19 protein-coding genes are annotated in these 25,910 nt (G+C 49.3%); 9 read left to right on the top strand and 10 right to left on the bottom strand.

The genetic code is table 11. The features are described from left to right. The first annotated feature begins 24 nt into the window (after positions 1-24). Entirely contained in the window at positions 25-1,170 is a 1,146-nt protein-coding gene (gene nhaA, locus VPR01S_RS11185; protein WP_021705443.1) for a Na+/H+ antiporter NhaA, read from the top strand. Positions 1,171-1,204: 34 nt separating this feature from the next. Here nhaA and VPR01S_RS11190 read toward each other — a convergent pair whose 3' ends face one another. Together VPR01S_RS11190 and VPR01S_RS11195 are read right to left on the bottom strand one after the other, a co-directional pair. Beyond that, complete coding sequence (locus VPR01S_RS11190; protein WP_021705444.1) at positions 1,205-1,822, bottom strand: OmpA family protein; 618 nt, start codon at positions 1,820-1,822, stop codon at positions 1,205-1,207. A gap of 1 nt (position 1,823) precedes the next feature. Further along, the gene (locus VPR01S_RS11195) at positions 1,824-3,119 is read right to left on the bottom strand and encodes a TolC family outer membrane protein (RefSeq protein ID WP_040902655.1); all 1,296 of its coding nucleotides are present in this window, start codon (positions 3,117-3,119) and stop codon (positions 1,824-1,826) included. Between the two features lie 806 nt (positions 3,120-3,925). Between VPR01S_RS11195 and VPR01S_RS11200 the strand changes: the two genes are divergently transcribed. The 3 genes from VPR01S_RS11200 (at position 3,926) to nspC (ending at position 9,276) form a co-directional block, all read left to right on the top strand. Then, positions 3,926-6,808: a pyridoxal phosphate-dependent class III aminotransferase gene (locus tag VPR01S_RS11200; RefSeq protein WP_021705446.1), complete on the top strand. Its 2,883-nt coding sequence runs from the start codon at positions 3,926-3,928 to the stop codon at positions 6,806-6,808. 12 nt (positions 6,809-6,820) lie between these two features. Further along, positions 6,821-8,065, top strand: coding sequence for a carboxynorspermidine synthase (locus VPR01S_RS11205; RefSeq protein WP_021705447.1), 1,245 nt, complete (start codon positions 6,821-6,823; stop codon positions 8,063-8,065). Positions 8,066-8,142: 77 nt separating this feature from the next. After that, complete coding sequence (gene nspC / locus VPR01S_RS11210; protein WP_021705448.1) at positions 8,143-9,276, top strand: carboxynorspermidine decarboxylase; 1,134 nt, start codon at positions 8,143-8,145, stop codon at positions 9,274-9,276. Positions 9,277-9,342: 66 nt separating this feature from the next. On the opposite strand, the gene VPR01S_RS11215 is transcribed toward nspC, so the two are convergent. After that, positions 9,343-9,855: a glycine cleavage system transcriptional repressor gene (locus VPR01S_RS11215; RefSeq protein WP_021705449.1), complete on the bottom strand. Its 513-nt coding sequence runs from the start codon at positions 9,853-9,855 to the stop codon at positions 9,343-9,345. A 343-nt stretch (positions 9,856-10,198) separates the two neighbouring features. Between VPR01S_RS11215 and VPR01S_RS11220 the strand changes: the two genes are divergently transcribed. After that, positions 10,199-11,440 (top strand): CinA family nicotinamide mononucleotide deamidase-related protein, encoded by a 1,242-nt coding sequence (locus tag VPR01S_RS11220; protein WP_021705450.1) that lies wholly within the window; start codon positions 10,199-10,201, stop codon positions 11,438-11,440. A gap of 219 nt (positions 11,441-11,659) precedes the next feature. After that, positions 11,660-11,914, top strand: a complete 255-nt coding sequence (locus tag VPR01S_RS11225; protein ID WP_021705451.1) for a hypothetical protein — start codon at positions 11,660-11,662, stop codon at positions 11,912-11,914. 37 nt (positions 11,915-11,951) lie between these two features. Here VPR01S_RS11225 and yfaE read toward each other — a convergent pair whose 3' ends face one another. The 4 genes from yfaE to ubiG all read right to left on the bottom strand — a co-directional run bounded on the left by yfaE (position 11,952) and on the right by ubiG (position 16,901). After that, positions 11,952-12,230: a class I ribonucleotide reductase maintenance protein YfaE gene (gene yfaE / locus VPR01S_RS11230; protein ID WP_021705452.1), complete on the bottom strand. Its 279-nt coding sequence runs from the start codon at positions 12,228-12,230 to the stop codon at positions 11,952-11,954. Then, positions 12,230-13,363 carry a class Ia ribonucleoside-diphosphate reductase subunit beta gene (nrdB, locus tag VPR01S_RS11235; protein ID WP_021705453.1) on the bottom strand — a complete coding sequence of 378 codons (1,134 nt, stop codon included), beginning with the start codon at positions 13,361-13,363 and terminating at the stop codon, positions 12,230-12,232. The genes yfaE and nrdB overlap by 1 nt, the downstream gene beginning before the upstream one ends. An 89-nt stretch (positions 13,364-13,452) precedes the next feature. Then, positions 13,453-15,735, bottom strand: a complete 2,283-nt coding sequence (gene nrdA, locus VPR01S_RS11240) for a class 1a ribonucleoside-diphosphate reductase subunit alpha (RefSeq protein WP_021705454.1) — start codon at positions 15,733-15,735, stop codon at positions 13,453-13,455. Between the two features lie 458 nt (positions 15,736-16,193). After that, positions 16,194-16,901: a bifunctional 2-polyprenyl-6-hydroxyphenol methylase/3-demethylubiquinol 3-O-methyltransferase UbiG gene (gene ubiG / locus VPR01S_RS11245; protein WP_021705455.1), complete on the bottom strand. Its 708-nt coding sequence runs from the start codon at positions 16,899-16,901 to the stop codon at positions 16,194-16,196. Between the two features lie 289 nt (positions 16,902-17,190). On the opposite strand from ubiG, the gene gyrA reads away from it, so the two are divergent. Both gyrA and VPR01S_RS11255 read left to right on the top strand, forming a co-directional pair. Beyond that, positions 17,191-19,827 carry a DNA topoisomerase (ATP-hydrolyzing) subunit A gene (gene gyrA, locus VPR01S_RS11250; RefSeq protein WP_021705456.1) on the top strand — a complete coding sequence of 879 codons (2,637 nt, stop codon included), beginning with the start codon at positions 17,191-17,193 and terminating at the stop codon, positions 19,825-19,827. Positions 19,828-19,958: 131 nt separating this feature from the next. Beyond that, positions 19,959-20,594 (top strand): LysE family translocator, encoded by a 636-nt coding sequence (locus VPR01S_RS11255; protein WP_021705457.1) that lies wholly within the window; start codon positions 19,959-19,961, stop codon positions 20,592-20,594. Between the two features lie 52 nt (positions 20,595-20,646). On the opposite strand, the gene VPR01S_RS11260 is transcribed toward VPR01S_RS11255, so the two are convergent. Further along, complete coding sequence (locus VPR01S_RS11260; protein ID WP_021705458.1) at positions 20,647-21,123, bottom strand: MarR family winged helix-turn-helix transcriptional regulator; 477 nt, start codon at positions 21,121-21,123, stop codon at positions 20,647-20,649. 394 nt (positions 21,124-21,517) lie between these two features. Between VPR01S_RS11260 and VPR01S_RS11265 the strand changes: the two genes are divergently transcribed. Then, positions 21,518-23,092: a BCCT family transporter gene (locus tag VPR01S_RS11265; RefSeq protein WP_021705459.1), complete on the top strand. Its 1,575-nt coding sequence runs from the start codon at positions 21,518-21,520 to the stop codon at positions 23,090-23,092. A gap of 70 nt (positions 23,093-23,162) precedes the next feature. Here the strand turns inward: VPR01S_RS11265 and VPR01S_RS11270 are convergent, their stop codons facing one another. Then, a complete protein-coding gene (locus tag VPR01S_RS11270) occupies positions 23,163-23,882 on the bottom strand; it encodes a 3'-5' exonuclease (protein WP_021705460.1) in 720 nt (239 codons plus the stop codon). Between the two features lie 9 nt (positions 23,883-23,891). Then, on the bottom strand, positions 23,892-25,781 hold the full coding sequence (locus VPR01S_RS11275; protein WP_021705461.1) for a DUF294 nucleotidyltransferase-like domain-containing protein: 1,890 nt from the start codon (positions 25,779-25,781) through the stop codon (positions 23,892-23,894). Between the last annotated feature and the right edge of the window lie 129 nt (positions 25,782-25,910).

Raw genomic sequence — 25,910 nt, forward strand, 5'->3', positions numbered from 1 at the left:
ATAATAAGAATAAGGGCTTTTTTCATGAGTGATGTAATTCGCGATTTTTTCAAAATGGAGTCTGCAGGAGGCATTCTGTTGGTTATCGCTGCAGCAATTGCGATGACTATTGCGAACTCACCTTTGAATGATGTTTATCAAGGGTTTTTGCACAGTTATGTGTTTGGTATGTCAGTTTCGCACTGGATTAATGATGGTCTGATGGCTGTCTTCTTCCTGCTGATTGGTCTGGAAGTAAAACGCGAGCTGTTAGAGGGCGCGTTGAAATCGAAAGAAACCGCTATCTTTCCGGCGATCGCGGCAGTGGGGGGAATGCTGGCACCGGCACTGATTTACGTTTTGTTTAATGCCAGTGATGCGGCAGCTATTCAGGGCTGGGCTATTCCGGCGGCGACAGACATTGCTTTCGCACTGGGTATCATGGCGCTGCTGGGTAAGCGTGTACCCGTGAGTCTGAAGGTGTTCCTGTTGGCGCTGGCGATCATTGATGACCTGGGTGTCGTGGTGATTATTGCCCTGTTTTACACCGGTGATCTGTCGACATTGGCGTTGGTTGTTGGCTTTATTATGACGGGTGCACTGTTTATGCTCAATGCAAAACACGTGACTAAATTGACCCCGTACATGATCGTGGGTGCTATTTTGTGGGTGGCGGTACTCAAGTCTGGAGTCCACGCGACACTCGCTGGGGTTGTGATCGGCTTTGCAATTCCGTTGAAGGGCAATGAAGGAGAACGTTCTCCGCTGAAACACATGGAGCATGCGCTGCACCCTTACGTTGCGTTTGGTATTCTGCCGCTGTTTGCCTTTGCCAACGCAGGTATCTCACTGGAAGGCGTTTCGATGGCCGGGCTGACGTCGATGCTGCCACTGGGCGTAGCATTGGGTCTGCTTATTGGTAAGCCACTGGGTATCTTCAGCTTCAGTTGGGCTGCCGTCAAAATGGGCGTGGCCAAATTGCCAGAAGGCATCAACATGAAACACATTTTTGCGGTGTCCGTGTTGTGTGGTATTGGTTTCACTATGTCGATCTTTATCTCATCGTTGGCATTTGGCGCTGCGAATGCCGATTACGACACATACGCCAGACTCGGGATCCTAATGGGCTCGACGACAGCAGCTGTGGTGGGTTATATCCTGTTGCACCTGTCATTACCTAAGAAAGCGTAAGCTAAAAAACGCCCCGATATCGGGGCGTTTTTTGTTATAGGCTTCGGGTTGAGAAGATGGTCCATTCCTTGATGACTTCTTCGTCCAATCCAACTACGGTGGCGGTCACCCGTCGGTTGGCTGCATGCGCCTGAGAAGTGTCTTGATTGACTTCAGGCCTTGTATCGCCATAGCCCACGACGGCTACCCGTTGTGGTTCAACCTGGTAGCCGATTAGTCGGCTACGTACTGCTTCTGCCCGTTGTTGGGACAATGCCTGGTTATGACTGGCGGAGCCGACTTTACTCGCATAGCCGCGTACCTCAATTGAGGCACCAGGGTATTTTTGCAGAAACTGCGCCATGTTGGCAATTTGTGCGTTGAAACTCGGCTCAATGACCGATGAATTATTAGCGAACAGGATGTGCAGCTGGCGAGACTCTTCCATCAGGATTTTTTCACCACAGCCGTCGTTGTCGATCAGGGCGCCAGGTGGGGTATCCGCGCACAAGTCACGCGCATTGATGACGCCATCGGCATCATCGTCGATGAGATCAGAGACCTGAAATGCGACTGGTGTGTCCATGTATGGATACTCTTCTTCTTCCGCCATGACCGCCTGACTTACAACGCTACTGGCTATCATGGCCATTACTAAGGTTTTTTTATCCATCTTAATACTCCACTTTTTCGGTCCATTCAGGTGGAATATCAACCAGCAGTGCGTCCAGTAGGGCACCGGTAGCATTCATTACCCGATACTTAGCGTATTGCTCTGAGTAGTGGGCGTCGAGGTAATCTTTGCGTGCCTCAAACAATTCGTTTTCGGTGTTGAGTAAATCAAGCAAGGTTCGCTGACCAATCCGGTATTGCTTTTCATAAGCAATCACGGTTTCTGACGCTGAATCCACATGATCGGCCAAAAACTCTTTTTGTTGCAGGGTCAAGTCCAACGCGCTCCAGGAGAGGCGCAGTCCTTCTTCAACCTGGCGGTAAGCGCTATCGCGTAAGTCTTTGGCTTTGTTGAGCTGTGAGGCCGCTTTTTCGGACAGTGCCTGATCCGAGCCGCCGTTATACAGGTTGTAGCGCATGCGTAGCATGGCCAGTGTTTCATCACTGCGTCCTTCATCCCCACCTGCATCATCACGCCAGGTTTGGCTGGCTTCTATCGACAGCGTTGGGTAGAAAGGGCCCTTGGACTGCTTGTATTGGTAACGGGCGGAGTCGATATCGGCTTTAGCGATCTGAATGACCGGGTGTTTTTCATACGCCACGTCCATCGCACGGGTCATGGTTGGCGGTAGCTTAAAAATGTCGGCTCGGGGATAGGTCAGGCCCAGGGGCTCCTGACCGACGATACGGCGAAACTGCGTGTGCGTGTCGTACAGGTTGTTTTGCGCAGCCAGCAGGTTACCGTGTGCTTTGGCTATCCGCGCTTCGACTTGGGAGACGTCAGCAGTGGAGCCGATGCCAGACTCAGCACGACGACTGATGTCTTTGTAAATCTCTTTATGAACGCGGAGGTTATTTTCTGACAATTTCAGCACTTCTTCGGCTTTGATGGCATCCAGATAAACCTGCGCGACCTTTAGTGCCATGTCTTGTGCATCAGCGATCAATTGTAATCGGGTGGATTCGGCGTCCGCCGCCGTCCGATCCATATCATTCAGTGTCGCAGAACCATCCCATAATAGCTGTGTGAGTGAGACCGTGGCTTCTTTTCGTGTCAGGTCGGTATCGTCCTGGCCAGTGGAATCAGCAGGGCGAATCCCTTCGTAACCAATCCCAGCATCCAAATCGATACTGGGCAAGTAGGCACCATTTGACGCGTCATGCTGTTTGAGCGCACTCTGATATTCGTTGAAAATACTTTTTATATCTGGATTAGTCGCGAGTGCTATGGCAACGGCCTGCTCTAGGGTTTGAGCCTGAGCGGAAAAGCAGTATCCCAATAGGCAACTCACAATCATCTGTTTTTTCCAGTTCACTGCGAATCTCCTGTTCACAAGTGGAAGGGCCTGACGATGCACCCTGCGCAACTTGGTTGGTGGCGGTTAACAGACAAAGCTTAGTAAAGAAACGAGGGTTAGGGGAAATAGATGGTTGAATTTATTGTTGATTCTGCTAATGCATAGGACTCAGTTTGTGCATTGGGCCTATCATACTTAAGTTTGAACTGACTTAGGTAATTTGTTGATTTTAAGTTGCTTTTTTTGATGCGATTTCGAGTGTGATCTTTATCAAATTTATATGATTTTTGAGAATCGATACTCTATGCTTAGTCTATGAAAATTAAGAACAAAACACTATGTTAATGAATTTATTAATAGAGAGGGTGTTAAAAGATATTGCAAGCTAGTTTCAATTTATGCTACTTTCCCGCGCAATCTCGGACGTTGTATAAAGCAGACGATTTCTGGGGGATACGCGTAGTGACATTCAGCTGATTGCGACACTACGTAGGGTAGGTATCGACAAAGCCTTTTGTCGATAGACGGGATACTTAATGTCGCGGGAGCGGCAGCGAATGGGAAACCCAACATTGAACTCACTTAACGTTTACTGCACTTTAATCAGCCTCATTCCTCGTAAATGCCCTGTTTTACAAAACAGTAGCATAACCGAACCTTGATCTACTGATTCTCACATTGTCATCGGTTTGATGGCCGCTATTCCGTATCCACTTTTCGTGAAATCGGAAGGCATTTTTACACCTCATTTCTGGATGGTGATGGCAGAAGTGAGTTGGGTTTCTCTATTTCAAGGTAACATATAAATGAGCACAGCCTTTGAAGTCGAAAACAGCATTGTATCGACATTTTCCACTCAAGTGCCGGTTGTTGAAGGCACATACGATCTCACGCCTGACCAGATTTTACAGGATCAGGCAGAGCATGAGTCTGAAGTACGTTCTTACCCACGTCGTCTTCCTATTGCGATTAAACGGGCTTATGGTGCTCTGGTAGAAGACACCCGTGGTCAAATCTTTCTGGACTGTCTGGCGGGGGCTGGCACGTTGGCGCTAGGGTACAACCACCCAGAAATTAACCAAGCGCTGAAAGAGCAACTGGATTCGGGTCTGCCGTATCAAACACTTGATATTACAACGAAAGCTAAAGACAATTTTATCAAGCGCGTGAAGGCGTTTCTGCCGCAGCAGTTTGCCAAAAATTCAGCCATTCAGTTCTGTGGCCCATCGGGTGCCGATGCCGTTGAGGCGGCAATCAAGCTGGCTAAGCAAACCACAGGGCGCAACACCATGTTTGCGTTCCGTGGCGCTTACCATGGCATGACCAACGGTACGATGGGTATGATGGGGAATCTGGGCACTAAAGCGCGTCGTACTGGCCTGATGTCAGATGTGCACTTTATGCCATTCCCATACAACCTGCGTTGCCCGTTTGGACTGGGTGGAGATGAAGGTGCCAAAGCAAGCATCCGTTACATCGAGCGTCTGCTCAGGGATGATGAAGCCGGCATCATGAAGCCAGCGGCAATCATCGTTGAACCTGTTCAGGGTGAAGGTGGCGTAATTCCGGCGCCTGCGTTCTGGCTACGTGAGCTGCGTCGTATCTGCGATGAGCACGGCATCCTGTTGATTTTCGATGAAATTCAATGTGGTGTTGGTAAATCTGGCTACCGTTTCGCGTTTGAAGAGTCTGGCATTAATCCGGATATCCTGTGTCTGTCCAAAGCGATTGGTGGTGGTCTGCCAATGTCGATTCTGGTATTCAACAAATCGATTGATACCTGGAAGGCGGGCGAGCATACCGGAACATTCCGCGGCAACCAGTTGGCGATGGTGTCCGGTGCGAAAGCGCTGGAAATCATGGAACGTGACAACCTGGTAGAGCACGCGAATATCGCTGGTCAATATTTGCGTCACGGTCTGGAGAAGATCCAGAGCCGAGTGAACTGCATCGCCGAAGTGCGCGGTAAAGGCCTGATGTTGGGTGTTGAAATTCAGGACCCATCAGGCGCTCGCAATAAATTTGGTGAACCGCAGGCTGACGGCGAACTGACGCTGAGGATCCAGCGTGCTGTACTCGAACGTGGTCTGATGGTCGAAAAAGGTGGCCGCGAAGGTTCGGTTATCCGCTTCCTGCCACCACTTATCATCAGCTTTGAACAAATTGACTTTGCCCTGCGAGTACTGGAAGACGCTATTCTGGCCGCTGGTGGTGGCCTGGCAGAGGGGTCTCAGGACAGAGGGTGGAGCAAACACTTTGTTCATACGGGTGAGTACGGCGCGGATGAGTTTGCGTCGGTAATGAATCACACCACGGCGGCAATGAAACAGCTTTTCGAACAGGTTGATAAGCCGTATTCCGGCCTGGATCCGAAACTGCTGGAAGCACAGATCAATGCAGTGAACCTGGACGCCACTCAAACCAGTTTGAAAGCCGTTATTGACAGCACCACTGAGCTGGTGGCAAAAAACGCCATTTTCACGCAGCACCCGGGGTGCATTGCGCACCTGCACACACCGCCACTGATGCCTGCCATTGCGGCCGAAGCCATGATTGCAGCACTCAACCAGTCTATGGATTCGTGGGACCAGGCGTCATCTGCCACTTATGTCGAGCAGAAAGTGATCAACTGGCTGTGCGACAAATACGAAATGAGCGATAGCGCGGACGGTATTTTCACCAGCGGCGGTACGCAGAGTAATCAGATGGGGCTGATGTTGGCCCGTGACTGGATCGCCGATACGCTGAGTGGTCATTCTATCCAGAAATTGGGTTTGCCGGATTATGCCGACAAACTGCGCATCGTTTGTTCGGCAAAAGCACACTTTACGGTACAAAAGTCGGCATCCTGGATGGGGCTGGGTGAAAAAGCCGTGTTGACCGTTGATGCGTTGCCTGATGGCACTATGGACGCCAGCCAATTGGAGCGCGTGATTGAGCAAGCGAAAGCGGATGGCCTGATCCCATTTGCTGTGGTCGGTACCGCGGGTACCACTGATCACGGTGCGATTGATGATCTGCAGGTTATTGCCGATGTCGCGGCCAAGCATCAGATCTGGATGCATGTCGACGGCGCTTACGGTGGTGCATTGATTCTGAGCAGCCATAAGGCTCGTCTGAAGGGGATCGAGCGTGCCAACTCCGTGTCGGTCGACTTCCACAAATTGTTTTATCAAACCATCAGTTGCGGCGCGCTGTTGGTGAATGACAAAGCCAACTTCAAGTTCCTGTTGCATCACGCGGATTACCTGAACCGTGAGCACGACGAGTTACCCAACCTGGTAGACAAGTCGGTTGCGACCACAAAACGTTTTGACGCGTTGAAAGTCTTCATGACGATGCAAAGCGTAGGTCCGCAAGCGTTAGGTGAGATGTACGATCACCTGTTGGCGCAGACTCAACAGGTCGCAGAGATGGTTCGTGAACATGCGGGCTTTGAGCTGCTGGCTGAGCCTTCTTTGTCGACGGTATTGTTCCGCTCAACTCAGGAAGCGTCTCAGGGAGTGGATAAACTGAACCAGAAAGTTCGTATCGAAGCGCTGGTTCGCGGTGTCGCTGTTTTGGGTGAGACGACAGTAAATGGTCAGTCAGCGCTGAAATTTACTATCTTAAATCCATGTCTGACGTTGTCAGACTTCGAAAAACTTTTAACTGAAATAAACCAGCTGGCAGTTGAGCTGGCGAAATAAGGGTAAGGAATAATGGCAATTCTACAAATAGGTGCAGGTGGTGTTGGTTGGGTTGTTGCGCATAAAGCAGCGCAGAACAACGATGTACTGGGCGATATCACAATCGCATCTCGTACCGTTGGTAAGTGCGAAAAGATCATTGAATCGATTCAGAACAAAAACAACCTGAAAGACTCATCGAAAAAACTCGAAGCGCGTGCTGTGAACGCCGACGACGTAGATGCACTGGTTGCTCTTATTCAGGAAGTTCAACCGGATCTGGTGATCAACGCGGGTCCTCCATGGGTAAACATGCCTATCATGGAAGCGTGCTACCGCGCCAAAGTCTCTTATCTGGACACTTCTGTCGCGGTAGACCTGTGCAGTGAAGGCCAACAGGTACCTCAGGCTTATGACTGGCAGTGGGGTTACCGTGAGAAGTTCGCAGAAGCGGGTATCACAGGTATTCTAGGTGCGGGTTTCGATCCGGGCGTGGTGTCTGTGTTTGCCGCGTACGCGGTCAAACATCTGTTTGATGAGATCGACACCATCGACGTGATGGATGTAAACGCGGGTGATCACGGTAAGAAGTTTGCGACCAACTTTGACCCGGAAACCAACATGTTGGAAATCCAGGGTGACTCTTTCTACTGGGAAAATGGCGATTGGAAACAAGTGCCATGTCACTCACGTATGTTTGAGTTCGACTTCCCGCTGGTGGGTAAACACAAAGTGTACTCCATGGCGCACGATGAAGTTCGTTCGATGAAAGAGTTCATCCCGGCGAAGCGTATTGAGTTCTGGATGGGATTCGGTGATAAATACCTGAACTACTTCAACTGCATGCGTGATATTGGCCTGCTAAGTCCGGAACCACTGACACTGCATGACGGCACCGTGGTTCAGCCATTGCACGTATTGAAAGCGTTGCTGCCAGATCCAACATCGCTGGCACCAGGTTACACAGGGAAAACCTGCATTGGTACCTGGGTGCAAGGTAAGAAAGACGGCAAAGAACGCAGCGTGTTTATCTACAATAACGCGGATCATGAAGTGGCGTATGACGACGTTGAACATCAGGCGATTTCGTACACGACGGGTGTTCCGGCGATCACTGCCGCATTGCAGTTCTTCCGTGGTAAATGGGCAGAGAAAGGCGTGTTTAACATGGAGCAGTTGGATCCGGATCCGTTCCTGGAAACTATGCCTGGCATTGGCCTTGACTGGCATGTGCAGGAGCTGGAGCCTCAGCAGCCTGATATCCAGATCTTGAAGTAATTTGCTTCAAGTAACAGCCTGTAAATTGAGCCGACGCGCAAGCGTCGGCTTTGTTCGATTTTAGAGTGACCGTAGAAATGCAAAAAAGCGACCTGAAAACCCCTTACTTCATGATCAATGAAGACAAGTTGATCGCGAATCTGGAAAAAGCCAAACAACTGAAAGACATTTCGGGCGTGAAACTGGTCTTGGCACTGAAGTGTTTTTCGACCTGGGGCGTGTTTGACATCATTAAGCCTTACCTGGACGGCACCACCAGTTCTGGCCCGTTTGAAGTCAAACTGGGCCACGAAACTTTTGGTGGTGAAACACATGCTTACAGCGTGGGCTACAGTGAAGACGACGTTCGTGAGGTGGCGGACATCTGTGACAAGATGATCTTTAACTCTCAGTCTCAGTTAGCCGCGTATCGTTACATTGTGGAAGGCAAAGCGTCTTTGGGGCTGAGACTGAATCCGGGAGTCAGTTATGCTGGTCAGGATCTGGCAAACCCAGCGCGTCAGTTCTCCCGACTGGGTGTTCAGATGGACCATATCAAGCCTGAAGTGTTTGATAGTATCCATGGTGTGATGTTCCACATGAACTGTGAAAACAAAGATGTGGATGCATTTGTGGCTTTGTTGGATGCAATCTCAGAGCAGTTTGGTGAGTATCTCAATCGACTGGACTGGGTGAGCCTGGGCGGTGGGGTATTCTTTACCTGGCCGGGTTACGATATTGAAAAGCTTGGCCTGGCGTTGAAAGCGTTCGCTGACAAACACAAGGTACAATTGTATCTGGAGCCGGGAGAAGCGATCATCACTAAGACCACCGATCTGGTGGTAACGGTCGTGGACATTGTTGAGAACGTGAAGAAAACCGCGATTGTGGATTCTGCCACTGAAGCGCACCGTCTGGACACGTTGATCTACAACGAACCTGCGTCGGTGCTGGAAGCGTCTGAACAGGGCGAACATGAATACGTTATTGGCTCTTGTTCGTGTCTGGCAGGCGATCAGTTCTGTGTTGCGAATTTTGAACAGCCCCTGACAATCGGTCAGAAGCTGCACATTCTTGACAGTGCCGGTTACACCATGGTGAAACTGAATTGGTTCAACGGGCTGCGTATGCCATCGGTGTATTGTGAGCGCTCAACGGGTGAGATTCAGAAGCTGAACGAGTTTGACTACGCCGATTTTAAACGTTCTCTGTCGAAATGGTCGGTGAAGTAAGCGGTTGAATCGCGGTGTAAGAAAAAGAGCAGCCATTGGCTGCTCTTTTTATATCAGGGACGGGTATCAGGATTCCACCATCACTTTGATGTCTTCACTGAGTGATTCGAGTTCATTCGCGACATCTTCGATCTGTACTTCGGCGGGTAACCGGATTGCGACGTTAGCGGTAAACAAGCTGGAGCTGACACCACCACCGCCAGCAATGAAGACCCGTTGGCAATCCATATCCAGAATGTGAGCCCCCTGGTTATCCAGAATGTGGGTAATGTCATTCACAATACCGGCACGATCATTGGAGTCCAGACGAAGGTGGTAGATGGTGTCTTCCCGGTGTGCCTGACTGCCTGAATCCACAATCTGCACCAACAGATCCGGATGGGACTGAAACGCTTGTTTCACCACTTGTTCGTTTGAGGTGGGCAGCTCAACCTTAATCACAGCAGCGACTTGGTCTTCAATAAAGTTCACTTTACTGATCAACCATTTACCGCCATTTTCGTGGGTGATAGCAGCCAATTCTTTGATCGTTGCTGGAGTCGCTTTGCCGACGAAATTGACAATGAATGTGCTGGTCATACTAAGCCTCCTACTGAGTAAAACATAACTCTCTGTTTTATTGTCCTTATGTTCTTAAGTGTAGAAGCAACCCGTGTTGGGAGCTTGATTTCAGTCAAGTTTTTACTCTATCGGCAGCGTAATTTCTGGTTTCTTTTAGCGCGGGCACAGAAAAGTAATCGCGGTTGTTATTATGAGGGGGAGAGTTCGTGAGCACAGAACGGCAGTGGATTAAGAGGCGCGAACTGTGCCTGCGAGTATAAACAACCAACAGGTGAAATGTTTGTTACAAAACGGGTTTTTTCTTGCGCAAATTGTGTGATGATAGGCGACGTAACGAATGAATTCGCAGAGGAATGAACAGATGTTAAAAATTGCAATGCTGAGCACAGGTGAAGAGGTGCTTCACGGCGATATTGTCGACACCAACGCCGCCTGGCTTTCGGAACAATTTTTTGAGGCGGGATTTCCTCTGTCAAAACGCGCGACTGTTGGGGACGAGCTATCATCGCTGGTAGAAGAACTAATGATGCTGAGCTTCAACAACCAAGTGGTGGTGGTGAATGGTGGACTCGGACCAACCAGTGATGACTTGAGCAGTGAGGCGGCAGCAAAAGCGGGTGAGCAGTCTCTGAAGCTGTTTCCTGAGTGGCAGGCGCGTCTGGAGGGTTTTTTCGCACAGCGCAAGATGGTGATGCCAGAGAGCAACATCAAACAAGCCATGCTGCCCGAGAAGGCCACCTTAGTCGACAACCCGATTGGTACTGCTTGTGGCTTTTCGATGCTGATCAATGACTGTCTGTTCTATTTCACACCAGGTGTCCCATCTGAGTTTAAGATGATGGTGGAGCAGCAGATCCTACCCGATCTAAAACAGCGTTACCCTCAGCAGGCTGGTTTGGAATGCAGTCGGTTTTATACATTTGGGACATCGGAATCGGCGCTATCGGACAAACTCGATCGGGTCCAGTTACCGGCGGGCTACATGCTTGGATATCGCTCTTATTTGCCGTTTATTGAGGTGAAGCTGTTCGGACCGAAAGGGGATCTCAGTAACAAGCTGGGGATCATGAAGATCATTAATCAGTTAATTGACACTCACGTGGTCAGTATCGATGAGCCGATGATTCAGCATATTGCCAGTTTGCTCGATGATGCTCAGCTATCGCTTTCGACCAGCGAACAGTCAACGGGTGGCTGGTTGTCGAATTGGTTGCAGTCGGAAGCAGCGGCCGAAAAATGGTGTGGTCACGGCTGGATTCTCGGCGGCGCCGTGTCGGTGGGCGATGACGAGCAGGATCCGTTGGCTGCAACACTGGCACTCGCCGGTGCAACGCGTCAGAAGTGCTCGACAGAGCTGTCGTTGGTGACCGGTAAAGTCACAGATAATCAATTTTCTGTGGCGTTGGCGACGCCTCAGGGAGAGTGGGGACAGGTGCTAACGTTCAGTCGGCAGTATAACCGCGAAAATCAGCGCTTATTGATCAGTACGGTGGCACTGGATATGTTGCGTCGCTATTTGACGAAAAAGCCCATGTTTGTTAACTACAGCTCGGTTGGCCGGGTCAAAGACATTTTTGTCCCAGCGGAGCAACTGCAATACTGAATCAGGTCGCGGCGGCTGATGGGGCGCCGCTTATAACCCGATGAATATAAAACTTATTACAGGCACTCAAGTTCACATTATTTGATATAAGGAATCTTTCTAACTCCTAAGCGATTGATTTAATAATGACTCCCTTAATCGGGTCAAATTTCAGCCTTTAGTTATAGGAAATTGATTGTAAACTGAATGCTCCGGCTAGTGATTCGCAAGGAGGCAATCATGTTCCATCAGTCAAAAATTATTGTCTGGTATAAAGTCGCAAGTCAGAAAGTGGTACTGGGTGAGACATTCAGCAACGACAGCTTTGATGTTGTGTCGCTGTGGCGCAAAACTCCCCAGATGGAAGAGCACAGCGCGTATCAGGGTTTCCAACTTTCACTGTTTGACGATGATGGAAGAGAGATTGCCCATAAGGCCGTATCAATGGATATCGCAGATGAAATTCTGATGGGAAGCTCCGCCCAGTATGTTTGACCTCTGAACAGAAAAAAGAGCATAAAAAAACGCGCCGTCAAGCGCGTTTTTCTTTGAGTCGGTAAACGACATTGTCGACCTCAAGGTCTGTCTTCGCTCGGCAGATACAAGGTAATATCTCATCACCTTGCGTGTACGCCATGGCAAAACCAACGTATTCGACTTCACCAGAAACCAGGTTGCAACGACATGCTCCGCAATGCCCGTCACGGCAGTTGTATTCTGGTTCCAATCCGGCTTGCTCCATCGTTTCCAGCAGAGTATTGGACGGATTGGATTCAACGGAAGTGATTTTGTTGATTTTTATATTGGCCATTACAGCTCGAAGCCCTCGAAGTCATCCGCGTTTACTTCGTTGTCAATCTGACCAACCAGGTAAGAGCTGATTTCCGCTTCCTGAGGCGCTACCTGAACGTTGTCCGACGACAACCAGGCGTTGATCCAAGGAATCGGATTCGATGTGGCTTCTGGGTAAGCAGCAGGCAAACCAACAGCGTGCATGCGCACGTTGGTGATGTATTCAACGTACTGGCTCAGGATGTCTTTGTTCAGGCCGATCATTGAACCGTCTTTGAACAGGTATTCCGCCCATTCTTTCTCTTGCTCTGCAGCTTCCTTAAACAGATCAAAACACTCTTGTTTGCACTCTTCAGCAATCTGAATGAATGAGAAGTCATCCTGACCATTACGGAGCAGGTTGATCATATGTTGAGTGCCAGTCAGGTGTAGCGCTTCGTCACGAGCAATCAGCTTGATGATCTTCGCGTTACCTTCCATCAGCTCACGTTCCGCAAACGCAAAAGAACAGGCAAAACTGACGTAGAAACGGATCGCTTCCAGTGCGTTGACCGACATCAGACATACGTATAGCTTTTTCTTCAGTTCGTACAAACTGACAGATACGGTTTCACCGTTGATTTGATGCTGGCCTTCGCCGTAACGGTGATAGTCATTGCTCAGTTTGATCAGATCATCGTAGTAGTGCGCAATGTCTTTTGCACGCTTGAGGATGTGTTCGTTTTCAACGATGTCATCAAACACAACACCCGGGTTGTTGACGATATTACGGATAATGTGCGTGTACGAACGAGAATGGATGGTTTCTGAGAAAGACCAGGTTTCGATCCAGGTTTCCAGCTCTGGCAGAGACACCAACGGCAGTAAGGCGACGTTCGGGCTGCGGCCCTGGATAGAATCCAGCAGAGTCTGATACTTCAGGTTCGAGATAAAGATGTGCTTTTCATGCTCTGGCAACTTGTTGTAGTCGATGCGGTCGCTGGACACGTCAACTTCTTCCGGACGCCAGAAGAACGACAGTTGCTTCTCGATCAGTTTTTCAAAAATCTCGTATTTCTGTTGGTCGTAACGTGCAACGTTGACCGACTGACCCAAGAACATCGGTTCTTTCAGTTGGTCATTTTTGGTCTGGTTAAAAGTACTGTAAGCCATAATGCCTCAATTCCTTTTAAGCCCTCCATCCTGTCAGCAGGCGAGGAGGGCGTTCGGTAGTCTGTTAATGTGATTCTATGTCGGTCGGATTAAATCTTACAACCGCCGCCGGCACAATCGTCATCTTGTGGTTGAACTGCGTCTTTCTGGTCGTCTTTCGCACCGTCACGCGTGTTGTGGTAGTAAAGGGTCTTCACACCAAATTTGTACGCGGTCAGCAGGTCTTGCAGCAGTTTCTTCATCGGTACCTTACCGCTTTCGTAGCGTGCAGGGTCGTAGTTCGTGTTGGCTGAGATAGCCTGGTCAACAAACTTTTGCATAATACCAACCAGGTACAGATAACCGTCGTTAGAACCGATGTTCCACAGCAGTTCGTAGTTATTCTTGAGTTCCGTGAAGTCCGGCACCACCTGTTTCAGGATGCCGTCTTTCGACGCTTTTACAGAGACGAAACCACGCGGTGGCTCAATACCGTTTGTCGCGTTGGAAATCTGAGAAGAGGTCTCAGAAGGCATCAGCGCAGTCAGTGTTGAGTTACGCAGGCCGTGCTCCATGATCTCCTGACGCAGGCCATCCCAGTCATAGTGCAGTGGCTCATCACAGATAGTATCGATATCTTTCTTGTACGTATCGATTGGCAACAGGCCTTTCGCGTAGTTCGTTTCGTTAAATGAAGGACACTTGCCTTGCTCTTTTGCCAGCTCGACCGAAGCTTTCAGCAGGTAGTACTGCATCGCTTCGAAGGTACGGTGAGTCAGGCCATTTGCACTGCCGTCGGAGTACTTCACGCCGTGTTTCGCCAGGTAGTAAGCGAAGTTAATCACGCCCACACCCAGAGTACGACGGTTCATGGTTGAACGGTACGCAGCTGGCAGCGGGTAATCTTGGTAATCAAGTAGGGCATCCAGAGCACGAACAACCAGCTCAGAAAGCTCTTTAAAGTCGTCCAGGCTTTGAATCGCGCCCAGGTTGAATGCAGACAGAGTACACAGCGCAATTTCACCGGAATCGTCTTCCACGTTGCTTAGCGGCTTGGTCGGCAGAGCAATTTCCAGACACAGGTTAGACTGACGAACGGGGGCAACTTCAGCGTCAAACGGGCTGTGGGTGTTGCAGTGGTCAACGTTCTGGATGTAGATACGTCCGGTTGAAGCTCGCTCTTGCATAAGCAAAGAGAACAGCTCGACCGCTTTCACACGCTCTTGTTTCACGGACGGATCGTTTTCGTATTTCACGTACAGACGTTCGAACTCGTCCTGATCCTGGAAGAAGGCGTCATAAAGACCCGGGACATCCGATGGTGAGAACAGCGTAATGTAGCCGCCTTCAACCAGACGCTGGTACATCAACTTGTTCAGTTGTACCCCATAGTCCATGTGACGAACACGGTTTTCTTCTACACCACGGTTGTTTTTCAGAACCAACAGGGACTGAACTTCTCCGTGCCACATTGGGTAAAATACCGTTGCCGCACCGCCGCGAACACCACCCTGAGAACAGCACTTCACCGCTGTTTGGAAGTATTTGTAGAATGGGATACAACCGGTGTGGAAAGCTTCACCGCCACGGATTTCAGAACCCAGAGCACGGATCCGGCCCGCATTAATACCAATACCAGCACGCTGTGACACATAACGAACGATTGAGCTAGCCGTTGCGTTAATTGAATCCAGGCTGTCACCACATTCGATCAGTACGCATGAGCTGAACTGACGAGTTGGTGTGCGAACACCAGACATAATCGGTGTTGGCAGAGAGATCTTAAACGTTGACGTCGCATCGTAGAAGCGCTTGATGTAGTCAAGACGCGTTGCCTTCGGATACTTAGCGAACAGACACGCCGCAACCAGAATGTAGAGGAACTGAGCACTCTCATAGATCTGACCGGTCACACGGTTTTGAACGAAGTATTTACCTTCAAGCTGTTTAACGGCTGCATAAGAGAAATTCAGATCACGACGGTGATCGATATAGGCGTCCAGCTCATCCAGTTCAGCTTTGGTGTAATCTACCAGCAGGTGCTTGTCGTACTTACCCATCTCTACCAGTTTAGAGATGTGATCGTACAGCGTTGGTGGCTCATATTGACCATACGCTTTTTTGCGCAGGTGGAATACGGCCAGACGAGCAGCCAGATACTGATAATCCGGCGTCTCTTCCGAAATCAGGTCAGCGGCTGATTTGATGATCGTTTCGTGAATATCTGATGTCGTAATGCCATCGTAAAACTGAATGTGAGCACGCAATTCTACCTGAGAGACCGAAACGTTGTTCAGCCCTTCAGCTGCCCATGTGATGACTCTGTGGATCTTATCCAGATCAATATTTTCTTTGCGGCCATCACGCTTGGTGACGGTAAGTTGTTGGTTCATTCTGCTTCATTTCCCTAACAAAACTGATTAAAGCCGCTTTTTTATGTAATTTTTGTAAATTTGATTACGGCTTTGTGATCATGGTCTACCTACATATTGTAGCTCAAACACAATATGTAGGGGTACGTTAGCTTTCGGGTTACAAGATAGTGCTATCGGATGGTTATTTCAAGGCACCAGATCTTGGATGACTTGTGGATAACTAACAAAATTAAAAAAAACGGTAAGTAACCACTAACCGATGAAATAAGGGCAGGTTTGAATGCAGAAAACTGACGTTTGAGGATCGGTTTATAAGTAACCAGAGATAAAAAAAAATTCCTTGATCTTTACCCAAAAATACAGTCAAAAATCGCCTTGGTTAAAATTGAATCTAGAGCACGTAATTCTCGAAAATTTAACTAAAAAAGGCGGTCGCTTTGTGCTACCGCCTTTGCATTTTTGTTACAGTTTTGAGACTACTCTTTAATGGTATGTACGATGTAGTTGACATCGACATTTCGGCCCAGTTTGTAGCTATCTGTCAGTGGATTGTAGTGCAAACCGGTGATGCCTTTTTCCTGCAGCGCAGTACTGTCTATCATCTTCATCATTTCAGACGGACGGATGAATTTTTCGTGGTCATGCGTGCCCTCTGGCACAATCTTGAGCAGCTTCTCCGCACCAACGATGGCGAACAGGTAAGACTTGATATTACGGTTGAGGGTTGAAAAGAATACGTGCCCTCCCGGCTTGACCAGCGCAGAACAAGAACGAATCACGGAGAGCGGGTCGGGGACGTGCTCCAGCATTTCCATGCAGGTGACAACATCGTACATGCCGGCATTGTCCTGAGCATGCTGTTCTATGGTGCTCTGGATGTACGTCAGTTGGGTGCCTGTCTCTAATGCATGCAGGCGGGCGACTTCGAGCGGCTCTTTTCCCATGTCCAGGCCCGTCACATCAGCGCCTTCACGCGCCATACTCTCGGCCAGAATACCGCCACCGCACCCGACATCGAGCACTTTCTTGCCAAACAGTCCGTCGGCGTTTTTGAGCACATACCCAAGACGTAACGGGTTGATCTGGTGCAGCGGTTTGAACTCGCCATTCAGGTCCCACCAGCGCGAGGCCATCTCTTCAAATTTTTTGATTTCGTTTGGGTCTACGTTTTGAGTATCAGTCATAGCGGTACTTCTTCTAAATGAGCGTGCTTCCGTGAATGAAGAGCATTATAGCGGTAACTGCGTCGCTGGCTACCACTTGACGAACATTCCCGTAGCGCTGAACAAAAATTAGTCTCTTTTCAGCGGGATATGTAAACAATGTGCAATTTCTCGGCATTTAATCCACAACAAAGCTCACAACCTGATAAAAGGGGAGGGAAAGTAATGCCGAACCGTTGAATTGTGTGTTATATTTTTGCACCTTAAACGTATTGTACATACGATCTATAAATAGAGGGATAATGGCTCTATGAGCGATCTAGCTAAAGAGATCACGCCCGTAAACATCGAAGATGAGCTGAGAGGCTCGTACCTCGACTATGCGATGTCTGTAATCGTTGGTCGTGCTCTTCCGGATGTGCGTGATGGCCTTAAACCAGTACACCGCCGCGTGCTTTTCGCGATGAACGTACTAGGCAACGATTGGAACAAACCATATAAAAAATCCGCCCGTGTTGTCGGTGACGTAATCGGTAAATATCACCCTCACGGTGATAGTGCTGTATACGACACAATTGTCCGTATGGCTCAGCCGTTCTCACTGCGCTACATGCTGGTCGACGGCCAAGGAAACTTTGGTTCGATCGATGGTGACTCAGCAGCAGCAATGCGTTATACCGAAGTTCGTATGGCAAAAATTGCCCACGAGCTGCTGGCTGACCTAGACAAAGAAACGGTTGACTACGTACCAAACTACGACGGTACAGAGCAGATTCCAGCCGTATTACCTACGAAAATTCCTAACCTGCTAGTGAACGGTGCATCCGGTATCGCAGTGGGTATGGCGACGAATATCCCGCCGCATAACCTGGGTGAAGTTATTGATGGCTGTCTGGCATACATCAATAACGAAGAAATCACCATCGATGAACTGATGGACTACATTCCTGGTCCCGATTTTCCAACGGCAGCATTGATCAGTGGCCGTAAGGGAATCATCGACGCATACAAGACTGGCCGCGGCAAGATCTACATGCGTTCGAAAGCGGAAGTGGAAGCCGACAAGAATGGCAAAGAGACCATTATTGTCACCGAAATTCCTTACCAAGTGAACAAAGCGCGTCTGATTGAAAAGATCGCAGAGCTGGTAAAAGACAAAAAAGTTGAAGGCATCAGTGCCCTGCGCGATGAGTCGGACAAAGACGGTATGCGCATTGTTATCGAATGTAAGCGTGATGCGGTCGGCGAAGTGGTTCTGAACAACCTCTACGCCAACACTCAGCTTCAAACAACGTTCGGTATCAACATGGTTGCGCTGGACAATGGCCAGCCTAAGCTGTTCAACCTGAAAGAAATGCTGAAGTGTTTCGTTGATCACCGCCGTGAAGTGGTGACTCGTCGTACGATCTTCGAACTGCGCAAAGCCCGCGAACGTGCTCATATCCTTGAAGGTTTGGCACTGGCACTAGCCAATATTGACGACATCATCGACCTGATTCGTAAAGCGCCAACACCAGCAGAAGCAAAAGCGGGCCTGATTGCTCGTGGTTGGGATCTGGGTAACGTTGCAGCTATGTTGGAACGTGCCGGTACTGACGCGGCTCGCCCTGAATGGTTGGAACCGGAATACGGTATCCGCGATGGCCAATACTACCTGACTGAGCAACAGGCTCAGGCGATCCTGGATCTGCGTCTGCACAAACTGACCGGTCTGGAACACGAAAAAATTCTGGATGAATACAAAGCTCTGCTAGATGAGATTGCAGAACTGATGCATATCCTGGCCAGCACTGAGCGTCTGATGGAAGTGATTCGTGAAGAGCTGGAAACCGTTCGTGATGCGTTTGGTGATGCTCGCCGCACTGAAATCACGGCAGCCAGCCATGACATCGATCTGGAAGAGTTAATTGCTCGCGAAGACGTGGTTGTGACGCTGTCGCACGAAGGTTACGTGAAGTACCAGTTGTTGAGTGATTACGAAGCTCAGCGTCGTGGTGGTAAAGGTAAGAGTGCCACTCGAATGAAAGATGAGGATTACATCGAGCGTCTGCTGGTGGCGAATACTCATGACAACATTCTGTGTTTCTCTACTCGCGGTAAGACTTACCGTCTGAAAGTGTATCAACTGCCGCTTGCTAGCCGCACTGCACGTGGTAAACCGATTGTGAATATCCTTCCGTTGGAAGAGGGTGAGCGCATCACCGCGATCTTGCGTGTGGATGAGTTCTCTCAAGACAAGTTCATCTTTATGGCGACGGGTGACGGTACAGTGAAGAAGACGTCACTGGATCAGTTTGCTAACGTACGTTCTAACGGCTTGATTGCCGTGAATCTGCGTGACGATGACTCCCTCATCGGTGTCGATATCACGAACGGTGACAGCGACATTATGCTGTTCTCGAAAGCCGGTAAAGTGGTACGCTTTAGCGAAGATAAAGTGCGTGCCATGGGCCGTACTGCGGCAGGTGTTCGTGGTATGAAGCTTGCTGATGACGATCAGGTTGTATCATTGATTGTTCCGGCAAACGAAGGCGATATTCTGACAGTGACACAGAACGGCTACGGCAAACGGACTGAACTGGCGGAATACCCAACCAAAGGCCGTGCGACTCAAGGCGTTGTGTCTATCAAAGTCTCTGAGCGTAATGGACCAGTCGTGGGTGCAGTACAGGTGGAAGAAGGCGACGAGATGATGATGATCACCGACGCTGGTACTCTGGTACGTACTCGTGTGGCTGAAGTCAGCCAGGTGGGTCGGAATACTCAGGGTGTCACCTTGATCCGTACTGCTGAAGATGAGTCTGTGGTTGGTTTGCAGCGCATTGATGAAGTTGAAGAAATCGAACTGGATGAGGAAGGCGAAGTGGTTGAATCAGTTGAGGCTGATGAAGCGACGGAAACACCGGCATCCGATGTGAGCGATGACGTAGAGTCTGACGACGCGTAACTTGAGACTTCTGATTCAAAAAACCGAGCGATGAGCTCGGTTTTTTTATACCTGAAGAAAATAACTATTTACTTTCTATGCATATTTTGATGAATTAACCGTTCGTTTTATCGATATCAAGGAGCGATATCATGTCTTTAGATACCTGGTTGCTGTATCTGGTTGCCGTATTGATACTGACGGCGTCTCCCGGGCCAAGTTCGTTATTGTGTCTGACCCGCGGTGCGTTATACGGTTGGCGAATCGGTGTATACACGGCTTTGGGAAGCTTGTCGGCGATCACCATGATTCTCACCTTGTCATTTACTGGGTTGGGCGTTCTGATTACGTCGTCAGAATTGGCTTTCAACCTGATTAAGTGGTGCGGTGCGGCTTATTTGATCTACCTCGGTTACCAGTCACTAACCTCAACGCAGCGCGACTACACGGCAGGAGAGTCACAATATTCGGATGGCGGGAGTCGTGGATTCGTCAAACATTATGTCGCTGGCTTCATCGTTGGGGCAAGTAATCCCAAAGCGATCTTGTTTTTCACGGCCTTATTTCCCCAGTTTATCAATCCAGACGCCCCGTTAATCAGCCAATACGCAATTTTTGCCGCGACGTTTATGGTGTTGGAGCTGAGCTGGTTGGCTGGATACGCTTATGCAGGCGCTAAATCGTCTGGTTGGTTGTTTGTCGGCGGGCGTGCCAGGTTATTTAACCGATTGACTGGTAGCGTATTTATTGGCGCAGGGACGTTATTATCGATGAGCAGCAGAGCATAAAACAAAGCGCCTCTTGAGGCGCTTTGTTGTCATTGGCTTAGTCTTTAGAAGGTTAGACTTCCTGGCTGATGCTGCCATAGTGCAGCATCGGCGTGGCTTCAATGTCTTCTGCATTCATCATCGACGAGATGCGTTGAACAGAGGAAAGTAGCAAACTCTGTTCCCACTCTTCCAGTTGTTGGAATTTGTTGATAAAGCTCTGCTGCAGAGGCAAAGGCGCTTTGTCCAGCAACGCTTCACCCGCTTCAGTCAGGTGAGCATGTACCTTACGCTTATCGGTCACACTGCGAATACGCTGAACATAGCCGTTTCGCTCCAGACGATCGAGAATCGTCGTCGCAGTCGCCTGGCTCATGTTGGTGTGACTGGACAGCTGTTTGATGGTCACATCACCCAGCTCTTTGATTGAACGCATCAGAATAAGCTGCGGGGCAGTGAGACCCGATTCTTTGCTCAGTTTCTTCGAATGCAGATCAATGGCGCGAATGATTTGACGTAGCGATACCAGAACTTCTTCGTGTTTTTCCAACTTGTTTAACCTGAATGTTTGAGTGTATTTAATGATGAAGATTTCAGGCGAAAATACCTGAACTTTCCTAGTATTTAAAGCAGAAAATGCTCAATAGTTTGATTCGATCTCTGAGAAAGATTTTTAAGAAGAGTAAGAAATATTAGTACACAAAGTAATTCTTATGTTGCGCGCCTGATGTTCTGATGGTTTTCTGTTCGCTTGAATTTCATATTATTGAATTTTTGCTTTCTTTTTAAACGATAAGTGGAAAGTGAGTAGAATTTCAGTAGAATGTCAGGGCTTGTTGAAACGAGCTTTATTGTTATGAGTACAAACTAAATGCTTCGGCTGGATACGAAGATGGTTCGGAGTTTATAGGAATAGAGCTCGAAGGAAAGAGAAAGAGGGGACAATGACGAAAGGTATTGATAAGTACAGTATCGACAGTACCGACTATACAGTTGGTCAGGATAATGTACAGAAGTGGGGTTTTGACGTCCATAACCCGGTATTTGGTGTAAGTGCTGGCCTGATCGCTCTCTTTATTGTGGCAGCTTTGGTGCTTGATGCTCACACAGCGAAAACCGCATTGGATGGCTTGAAATGGAGCATCATTGGTGCGTTCGACTGGCTGTTTATTTGGTCGGGAAACATTTTCGTGATTTTTTGTTTGGCGCTGGTGGTATCGCCATTTGGTAAAATTCGTTTGGGTGGTAAAGATGCCACGGCAGACTTTTCCTTTATCTCCTGGCTGTCAATGTTATTTGCCGCGGGGATGGGGATTGGCCTGATGTTCTGGAGTGTCGCTGAACCGGTTGCTTATTACACGGGCTGGTATGAAACACCGTTGAATGTGGCACCGAACACACCGGAAGCTGCCAAAATGGCGTTGGGTGCGACGATGTTCCACTGGGGATTGCACCCTTGGGCCATTTACGGTGTTGTGGCACTGTCACTGGCATTTTTTGCCTACAACAAAGGTTTGCCGCTGTCGATTCGCTCGATCTTCTATCCGTTGCTGGGCGATCGCGCCTGGGGATGGGCTGGTCACGTTGTGGACATTCTGGCGGTATTAGCGACGCTGTTTGGTCTGGCGACATCGCTGGGTCTGGGGGCGCAGCAAGCCGCCAGCGGTATCCACCATGTGTTTGGTGTGGAATCGGGGCTGGGCCTTCAGATTATCGTGATCATCGCTGTCACGGCGCTTGCTACGTATTCCGTTATTCGTGGCCTGGAAGGCGGGGTGAAGCTGATCAGTAACATCAATATGATCGTGGCATTTTTGCTGCTGATTATGGTGGCGCTGATTGGTTACGCCATCACGTTTGGCTCGATCCCAACCACTTTTATGGCCTACGTAGAAAACATCATTCCGCTGAGTAACCCTCATGGCCGGACGGATGAAGCCTGGTTCCAGGGTTGGACAGTATTCTACTGGGCTTGGTGGATTTCTTGGTCACCATTTGTCGGCATGTTCATTGCGCGCGTCTCTAAAGGTCGTACAGTACGTGAATTCATCACTGCGGTTTTGATCGTACCAACCTTGGTGACGCTGGTATGGATGTCTGTATTTGGCGGTATGGCAATTGAACAGGTGGTGGACAAAGTTGGCCAGCTAGGCTCGGAAGGTCTGACGGACGTATCACTGGCGATGTTTGAAATGTTCGACGTTCTGCCTATGGGTAAAGTGCTGTCGACCATCGCTGTGGTTCTGGTGCTGGTGTTCTTCATCACCTCGTCTGACTCTGGTTCTCTGGTGATTGATAGCATCACGGCTGGCGGTAAGGTGGATGCGCCTGTTCTGCAACGTATTTTCTGGGCTGTGATGGAAGGTGCAGTGGCCGCAGTTCTGCTGTGGATTGGTGGTACGGAAGCCATTCAGGCATTACAGGCCGGCGCGATTTCAACCGCGTTGCCGTTTACCATTGTGTTACTGCTCATGTGTGTCAGCCTGGTTATGGGTATGCGCACGGAGCGACAGCAATAAACACTGTGTTGCGTTCAGGAAAGGGGCCATTGGCCCCTTTTTTTATTGCTTACGTTTTTGAATCGCTTGATTAGAGCAGGAAATCTTTGAGCGGTTGCTCTTTACTGTAATGGTGTGCAATTTGCGCCTGCAGTAACTCTGCGGTGGCAATCGCGTCGATCAGCGCGTGATGGGGAGTATACAGCGGCAGTCCATAACGGGATCGGCTTTGACCCAGGCGTACCGACTGAGGTTTTTTGCCTTTTAGCCGGTTCAGCAAACCACCGAACTGTTTCTTTTGAATTGTGCTTTCCAGTTCCATCGTGTCTACAACTGGAAATTCAATCCCTTCGCCGATGCGCGCCCGCAGGGCCGAGTCAAAAAACATCCGTTCAATCGGGTTGTAATGCACCACCGTGATTTTGCCGGCCATCTGCTCCAGCACTTCTTGGTATATTTCACTCAAATCGGGTGCATCGAGAATATCACTGTGAGTGATGCCGTGGATCACAATCGACTCTTCAGGCAACTGTTTGCTGGGGCGGACGGTCCAGTGCCTGGCTTTATTGACGAAGATCCGGTTCAGGGTAAACGGCACCGTCCCAATGGTAATGATGTCATCTTCTTTGGCATTTAAGCCGGTTGTTTCGAAATCCATCGCCAGAAATACCACATCTTCCATTGGGGTGGATGCTGGAGGCAGTGCCTGACCATAGAACGCCAGTAGTGCAGGCTCCTGAATCAGTTGTTGCTTCTGACGAAACTTGTTTTCCCAGTCAATCAGCGGGCTGGATACACTTCTTGTCAACATGGCGTTACCTTATTTAAAGCTCTTGCCGGCCTGATAACGGAACTTGAGGAAGTTCTGTGCGTTACTCAGGATCTGGAAGGCGTCTTTGAGGTTACGGCGCTCGAAATCGGACAGGTGCTCTGGCTCAATATTGTTGTCGGGCTCAATGTTGTTTTCGACATCGTAGGCTTGGTGACGAATTCGCACCATAGAGATGAACTCCAGTGCGTCTCGCAAATCTTCTGCTTTGCCTTTTGGCAGAATACCTGCGTCGATGATGTCATCCAGACGTTCAAAGGAGTTTTGTGAACGGGATCCAACCGCCAGAGCGTGCACCCGGATCAAATCTGCCAGTGGCGCTGTACCGCGACGTTTAAGGTTGATCGAGTTATTGTGACGACCGTCTTTTTCCATCACAAAGTCTTTAAAGAAACCCAGAGGCGGCGTGCGGTTCAGCGCGTTGCGTGCCAGACAGGCCAGGAAGCGGTTATTTCTTCGCGCTCGGCGCACAATAAAGCCGTTGAGTTGTTCTGCCCATTTCAAGCGGCCATAGACGCCATCCAGGTCAAAGAAAATAGAAGCGTTGAGCAGCGCTTTCGGATTCGGGTTATCAATCCAGTCAGCAAAACACTCTTCCCACTCGCGGCGGGTCATCCGCCACGTTGGGTTAGTCGCCATGATGTCCCCGGTACAGTAGCTGTAGCCACATTTCGCCAGTCCGTCGCACACGAATGTCGCCAGCTCAGCAAAATAGGCGTCATGTTTGTCTTTGTCGAAACTGTCATCAAGGATAATGGCGTTATCCTGGTCGGTGACTATCAGTTGTTCGTCGCGACCCATAGAGCCCAGGGCGAGAAAACAGTATGGCACCGGAGGCTGACCAAACTGCTCTTCCGCCAACTCAAGAATACGCTGTTTGAAGCTGCGACCAATCACTGACATGGCACTGCCGACCATGTGAGAGTTGGCATCTTCGTTGACTAATCTGACAAAGCTGTCTTTGACCTGTTCTGACAGCGAAGCGAGGTCGTCTATTGTCTGCTGTTGGAAGATACTGCTGACCAGCAGCAGTGAGTTCTGTGATTCATAGCGGACGATGTCTGTGGCTTCGATGACACCAATCGGCTTTTTATCTTTGAGTACCGGCAGGTGATGCACGTTGTAACGCAGCATGGTTAGCATGGCTTCATAGACATAGGCGTTGTGATCAAGCGAAATGACTTCGGTGGTCATCACAGAAGCTACCTCATCCTGCGGATCCAGACCCGCTGCCAGAACTCGAGTACACAAGTCTCGGTCGGTAATGATACCGAGCAGGGAAGAGCTGTCATCTTCATCATCGTCTAACACTTCGGTGTCGATGATCAGCAATGACGACACATTCTCTTCAGCCATTTTGATCGCGGCGTTCTGTATGGTTTCGTTTTTCTGTACGAATGGCGCTTCACCGCTGAGCAAGGTACGCACTTTGGACGTGGTTAAGTCGTTTTGTTCGTTGCTGCTAGAGATCGCCTGACGCAAACGGGCGTTATCCTGCACCTCGACAAAATCCGCGAAGCTGTCGTGATTTTCATACAGGTCCTGGAAGATGTCTTCGGGGATGCAGTAGAGCAGAGTATCTTCGGTGGCTTTGGCGGGAAAACGCACTTTGTTATTGGTCAGCAGACCCATTTGACCGAACAGCGCCCCTTGATCCAGGCGGTTATACAGTTCGCCCTTACGTCGGTAAACTTCCACGACGCCACTACGCACCACATACAAGTCATGAATTTGATCACCGAAGTGGATGATGGGCGTATCTTCACGGAAGTAAGAGATTTCAACGTGTCGCGCGACATGTTGCAGAACCTCTTCCGGCAGTTCGTTAAAAGGAGGGTGTTGCGAAAGAAAATTTTGAATTTCAAGCAGTTCTGCTTCCATCATGCACTCCATTAGGGTGTTTTCATAGATACTACATGAAGAGGGTAAATATCTCTAATTGCGACGGTATTTTGTCGGAAATTAAATGACAGAGTAGTGTTAATTTATTGTCATGTGACAATAAAATGT

This window comes from Vibrio proteolyticus NBRC 13287 (assembly GCF_000467125.1).
In the GTDB taxonomy this organism is placed as follows: Bacteria; Pseudomonadota; Gammaproteobacteria; order Enterobacterales; family Vibrionaceae; genus Vibrio; species Vibrio proteolyticus.

Excerpts from the sequence above, each read along its gene's own strand:
- VPR01S_RS11255 (WP_021705457.1), top strand. The coding sequence starts at position 19,959 with ATGTCTTTAGATACCTGGTTGCTGTATCTGGTTGCCGTATTGATACTG.
- nspC (WP_021705448.1), top strand. The coding sequence starts at position 8,143 with ATGCAAAAAAGCGACCTGAAAACCCCTTACTTCATGATCAATGAAGAC.
- VPR01S_RS11270 (WP_021705460.1), bottom strand. The coding sequence starts at position 23,882 with ATGTTGACAAGAAGTGTATCCAGCCCGCTGATTGACTGGGAAAACAAG.
- VPR01S_RS11190 (WP_021705444.1), bottom strand. The coding sequence starts at position 1,822 with ATGGATAAAAAAACCTTAGTAATGGCCATGATAGCCAGTAGCGTTGTA.
- VPR01S_RS11225 (WP_021705451.1), top strand. The coding sequence starts at position 11,660 with ATGTTCCATCAGTCAAAAATTATTGTCTGGTATAAAGTCGCAAGTCAG.
- nrdB (WP_021705453.1), bottom strand. The coding sequence starts at position 13,363 with ATGGCTTACAGTACTTTTAACCAGACCAAAAATGACCAACTGAAAGAA.
- ubiG (WP_021705455.1), bottom strand. The coding sequence starts at position 16,901 with ATGACTGATACTCAAAACGTAGACCCAAACGAAATCAAAAAATTTGAA.
- gyrA (WP_021705456.1), top strand. The coding sequence starts at position 17,191 with ATGAGCGATCTAGCTAAAGAGATCACGCCCGTAAACATCGAAGATGAG.
- nhaA (WP_021705443.1), top strand. The coding sequence starts at position 25 with ATGAGTGATGTAATTCGCGATTTTTTCAAAATGGAGTCTGCAGGAGGC.
- yfaE (WP_021705452.1), bottom strand. The coding sequence starts at position 12,230 with ATGGCCAATATAAAAATCAACAAAATCACTTCCGTTGAATCCAATCCG.
- VPR01S_RS11265 (WP_021705459.1), top strand. The coding sequence starts at position 21,518 with ATGACGAAAGGTATTGATAAGTACAGTATCGACAGTACCGACTATACA.
- VPR01S_RS11205 (WP_021705447.1), top strand. The coding sequence starts at position 6,821 with ATGGCAATTCTACAAATAGGTGCAGGTGGTGTTGGTTGGGTTGTTGCG.
- VPR01S_RS11195 (WP_040902655.1), bottom strand. The coding sequence starts at position 3,119 with ATGATTGTGAGTTGCCTATTGGGATACTGCTTTTCCGCTCAGGCTCAA.
- nrdA (WP_021705454.1), bottom strand. The coding sequence starts at position 15,735 with ATGAACCAACAACTTACCGTCACCAAGCGTGATGGCCGCAAAGAAAAT.
- VPR01S_RS11200 (WP_021705446.1), top strand. The coding sequence starts at position 3,926 with ATGAGCACAGCCTTTGAAGTCGAAAACAGCATTGTATCGACATTTTCC.
- VPR01S_RS11275 (WP_021705461.1), bottom strand. The coding sequence starts at position 25,781 with ATGGAAGCAGAACTGCTTGAAATTCAAAATTTTCTTTCGCAACACCCT.
- VPR01S_RS11220 (WP_021705450.1), top strand. The coding sequence starts at position 10,199 with ATGTTAAAAATTGCAATGCTGAGCACAGGTGAAGAGGTGCTTCACGGC.
- VPR01S_RS11215 (WP_021705449.1), bottom strand. The coding sequence starts at position 9,855 with ATGACCAGCACATTCATTGTCAATTTCGTCGGCAAAGCGACTCCAGCA.